We start from the raw sequence: 3,660 nt of genomic DNA, 5'->3' as shown, positions 1-3,660 counted from the left end.
AATATATCCGCCACTTTTATCAATATATCCGCGAGATTTCAAATATATCCGCCACTTCTAATCCGGACAGAAAAAAATAGCGGCATGACAGCCCGCTATTTTTCTTGCTTCTTCATATACGTCAAAACATCCAAATCAATTTTTCCGTGTGCCTGCTCACGGGCTTCGAAGTTTTCGGTATGAATATAAGTGGTTAAGGCTTTAAAAAGCTGTTCATCATCATGCTTGGCATCCAAATATTGGAGGCGAACCAATTCTTGTACAACAGACCCCTTCACTTCTCCCTCAACCTCAACAATATTTTCCGCCTTAGCTGGAGCGAAATAAAGCTGCTGAAGCTGATAAATCCGAATAAGCTCCTTAATCGGTTCCGAATGTTCATCAACCCGAAGATCAACATAACGATCATTAAATCCGCCATAGCCGCCTTTATCTTTTACAACAAGGAGTGCCGCAGATTGCTGGCCCCGGCTATCCCCGCCTGCTGATTGCCCCGCATCAAGTGCCGCTAGCAATCGTTCTGCCAATGTTCCTTCCACGTTCTGAAAGGTTTCCGCCATCGCATGTACCGTTTTTTCGTCTACCAAAATATTTCCCTGCGCCGCAAAATGAGGGCCTGTGATTCCCCCAGCCCAGTCATAACAGCCTTTTCCCGTAAAGGTAGCCGCGTTACCGAACGCATCAATGATTCCAACCTGGCGCAACCCTTTTTGCGGATCCTCCTCCGTTATGATATCCATTACCTCTTGTGCTGTTTTCCCTTGAGCAAATAATTCAAGTGCCTTCGGGCCATAAGAAGTATTCGCATAGGATTGGGTGGCTACCGCACCAACCCCGGCTTTGGCAAACGGCACAACAGCCCCCACACCAAGAAACTTAGACTGAACCGCAATTCCCCATTCTTTCTCCTTTGGATCATAACCAACAATTGAAAACGTCATAGTAGCTCCTCCTCTTTTTAAAAATAGGCTTTGTTAATGAATTTTGTTGGCAATCAAACCGCCATACCTGCTCTCTCTTGTTTTCGTCCCAAATAAAACCCGTCCGCATTCATGCATAGGCTAGTAATCAACAATAATCGCTAATATAGCCTAAAAATAATCCGGTTTACCAAACCGCAATCGCCCCGTCCGTTCGGGACTCAGTTCCTCCCATAAGCACACCTGTCTCCAAATCACGCCAAATGATTTGCCCGCGGCCAAATCCGCCAGAATCCACAGTCATTTCTATTTGATGCCCTTTTCTCATCAAGGCTTGTGCGAGCGAGGCCGGAAAATGCGGCTCAACCAGCACCTTTTTTTCAGACACCCACTGCCACCTTGGTGCATCAAGGGACGCCTGCGGATTAAGGTGAAAATCAACTGTGTTCATGACCACCTGCATATGCCCCTGAGGCTGCATAAAGCCGCCCATGACGCCAAAAGGACCAACAGCTTGATTCCCTTTTGTTAGAAACCCCGGAATAATCGTATGATATGTCTTTTTCCCAGGCTTTAAGGCATTATGGTGACTCGGATCGAGCGAGAAATCATATCCCCGATTTTGCAGAGCAATGCCTGTTCCCGGAACGACCAAACCAGACCCAAAACCCATATAGTTGCTCTGAATAAACGAAACCATATTGCCCTCATCATCGGCAGTAGCTAGGTAAACCGTCCCCCCGCTCGCTGGCTGATAGGTCCCCGGCATGATCGCCTGCTCGCCGATTTCTGCTCTCCTCCGCGCCCCGTACTCTGCTGAAAGCAGCTCACTTAGTTGGATCCTCATTTCTTTTGGATCGGTAATATAGGCTTTTCCATCTGTAAAAGCAAGCTTCATCGCTTCAATTTGTTTATGTATCGTATCCACTGAATCTCGGTGACTAAATGAGTAGCCACTTACAATATTTAAACCTAATAGCGCAATCAATCCCTGAGTGCTAGGCGGGATTTCCCACACATCATATCCCCGGTAATTTACTTTTATGGGTGTAACCCAATCTGCTTTATACTTGGCTAAATCCTCTTTAGAAAGAAAAGCATTGTATTCTTTCGCAAAGGCAACAATTTTATCAGCTAATTCCCCTCTGTAAAAACTTTCTCCATATGTGTCGCCAATTGAACGTAATGTTGTTGCATGATTTTCAGAGCGCCACAGCTCTCCGATTTTTGGTGCTCTTCCACTAGGTGCAAAGGTTTCGAACCAATGCTGAAATTCCTCACCCATCAACACCTGCTTAAATCTCCGATAGGCATAACCCCAATATTTTCCTAATACTGGGGTCAAAGGATAACCGCTTTCCGCATAGTCAATCGCTGGCTGCAGAACCTCCCGGAAAGTCAGCCGGCCAAATCTTCTCGATAATTCAGCCCATCCAGAAGGAGCACCCGGCACGGTAACCGGCATCCACCCGTGGGCAGGGATTTTTTCATATCCTCTTGCTTTTATGGCTTCAATCGAGATGCTTAGGGGTGCCGGACCACTGGCATCCAACCCATACAGGCTTCCATTTGTCCAAACAAGTGCAAAAGCATCTCCCCCAATGCCATTCGAAGTTGGCTCCAAAACCGTTAAAGCCGCTGCTGTGGCAACGGCGGCATCAATGGCATTTCCACCTTTTTTGAGCATATCGAGACCCGCCTGAGCAGCAAGCGGCTGAGAAGTCGCCACCATGCCTCGCTTCGCCATCACCGTCATTCTTTGTGAAGGATAGGGATGATATAAAAAATCAACATTCATCGGCAACACCCTTTTAGTCATATTATTCTAATTATACCAAATTATTAAAATATATGATTTTTTACAAAAGGTTTTTTAATAGAGTTTTTAAAAAAGGCACAAAAAACCCCGCCACAGGGCGGGGTTCTCATTCTTATTATTATTGCGCTTCAATCAAACCGTAACGGCCGTCTTTACGCTTATATACAACATTGGTTAGACTTGTCTCAGCATTTGTAAACACATAGAAACTGTGACCAAGCATATTCATTTGAAGGATCGCTTCCTCGCTATCCATTGGTTTCAAATCGAAGCTCTTTTGGCGAACCACTTCCAGATCTTGCTCCTCATCTACTGGCGTTCTTTCAGAATCGTCCAGCGTCACGAACATAGCTGGTGCATGGCCCTTTTCACGGAACTTGCGGTTAACCTTTGTCTTATGCTTACGAATTTGTCGCTCAAGCTTATCAGTGATTAAATCAATCGCTGCATACATATCATCATGAACTTCCTCCGCACGAAGCACTAGATTCGGCATCGGAATCGTAACTTCCACTTTAGACTTTTTATCTTGATACGTTTTCAAATTCACATGTACAGTTGATTCAGGAGTTTCAGTAAAATACCTTTCAAGCTTAGCAATTTTCTTCTCGACATACTCTCGAATTGCTGGAGTTACCTCAATGTTTTCACCACGAATGTTAAAATTCATAAGTGAGCCCCTCCTTTTCATTTACAAATGCTTACGCTTCTTAGGGTCGCCATTTTCGTGAAATAGCCCCTTACAAAAAGCGCTAAGTCTTATTAATAAGACTATATGTTTACATTTCTATTTTACCCCATAAAACTCCTGCTAGTACAGGAAAAAACTTTGTGGAAATTGTCTGTTGTGTGAAGGATGTTTAGTGGTGGATAGAAAATGACTTTAGATTATTAAAATGTGGCCTTCATGACTACCGTTTT

Annotated in this window: 3 protein-coding genes; all 3 read right to left on the bottom strand. The window is 44.5% G+C overall.

Going from position 1 to position 3,660, the window contains the following annotated elements; genetic code table 11:
* Positions 1 to 95: 95 nt before the first annotated feature.
* Positions 96 to 941 carry a DUF1028 domain-containing protein gene (locus tag V7122_RS01950; protein WP_335525655.1) on the bottom strand — a complete coding sequence of 282 codons (846 nt, stop codon included), beginning with the start codon at positions 939 to 941 and terminating at the stop codon, positions 96 to 98.
* Between the two features lie 166 nt (positions 942 to 1,107).
* Positions 1,108 to 2,718, bottom strand: a complete 1,611-nt coding sequence (locus V7122_RS01945) for a gamma-glutamyltransferase family protein (protein ID WP_335525654.1) — start codon at positions 2,716 to 2,718, stop codon at positions 1,108 to 1,110.
* A 139-nt stretch (positions 2,719 to 2,857) separates the two neighbouring features.
* Entirely contained in the window at positions 2,858 to 3,409 is a 552-nt protein-coding gene (gene hpf, locus V7122_RS01940; RefSeq protein ID WP_335346652.1) for a ribosome hibernation-promoting factor, HPF/YfiA family, read from the bottom strand.
* Positions 3,410 to 3,660: the final 251 nt, after the last annotated feature.

This window comes from Bacillus sp. JJ1532, assembly GCF_036965085.1.
In the GTDB taxonomy this organism is placed as follows: domain Bacteria; phylum Bacillota; class Bacilli; order Bacillales; family Cytobacillaceae; genus Cytobacillus.
This window is presented reverse-complemented; position numbering and strand designations above follow the sequence as displayed.

Coding starts and splice junctions, on each gene's coding strand:
- hpf (WP_335346652.1), bottom strand. CDS start 3,409: ATGAATTTTAACATTCGTGGTGAAAACATTGAGGTAACTCCAGCAATT.
- V7122_RS01945 (WP_335525654.1), bottom strand. CDS start 2,718: ATGAATGTTGATTTTTTATATCATCCCTATCCTTCACAAAGAATGACG.
- V7122_RS01950 (WP_335525655.1), bottom strand. CDS start 941: ATGACGTTTTCAATTGTTGGTTATGATCCAAAGGAGAAAGAATGGGGA.